This is a genomic window from Campylobacter concisus, assembly GCF_015229965.1.
Lineage (GTDB): Bacteria > Campylobacterota > Campylobacteria > Campylobacterales > Campylobacteraceae > Campylobacter_A > Campylobacter_A concisus_BD.
Genome location: NZ_JAAKZB010000054.1, coordinates 1 through 683, shown reverse-complemented (window position 1 = coordinate 683; position 683 = coordinate 1). Strand labels below are relative to the sequence as shown.

Genomic DNA, 683 nt, shown 5'->3' with positions numbered 1-683 from the left:
ATCCAGTCTAAGCTTGATGATCTATTTAAATTTGTAACTTACGAAGCAAAAGCACCAAGCAAGCTAGAGGTAAGATCAAATGATGAATTTGGCGAGATGAGTAAAGCGATAAATGAAAACATCGATAAAGTCGTAGCTGGCATCAAAAAAGATAGCACTATGATAGATGAGCTAAATAAGGTAGCAAATTTGATGATCAAAGGCAACCTTGGAGCAAAGATAGGCTCAACTCCAAACAACCCATCGCTAAATGAACTAAAAGAGCTACTAAACAAATTCTTTACATCTATCTCAGCAAATTTAAAGGGCATAACAAATGTTCTTAGCTCATATACTAAAAACGACTTTACAGCAAAGGTTGAGATAAATGACGAGCTAGAGGCTGATCTAAAGGCTATGATACTTGGAGTATCAAATATGGGTGAGGTAATTTGCACTATGCTAAACTCAAATTTAAATGATGCCAAGATGCTTGAAGAAAAAGCTACAACTTTGGCTTTGGCTATGAAAGAGCTTACACAAGGTGCTAGCACTCAAGCAAGCTCACTTCAAGAATCTGCAGCTGCAGTTGAGCAAATGAGTAGCTCAATGAATGCCATCTCTCAAAAGACAGCTGATGTTATAAGACAAAGTGATGAAATTAAAAACATCATAACTATCATTAGAGATATAGCAGATCAAAC

Annotated in this window: 1 pseudogene; it reads left to right on the top strand. The window is 36.2% G+C overall.

Features of this window, described 5'->3' with window-relative positions:
- Positions 1-683: pseudogene (locus G6W43_RS10510) on the top strand (methyl-accepting chemotaxis protein); the annotation flags it as partial.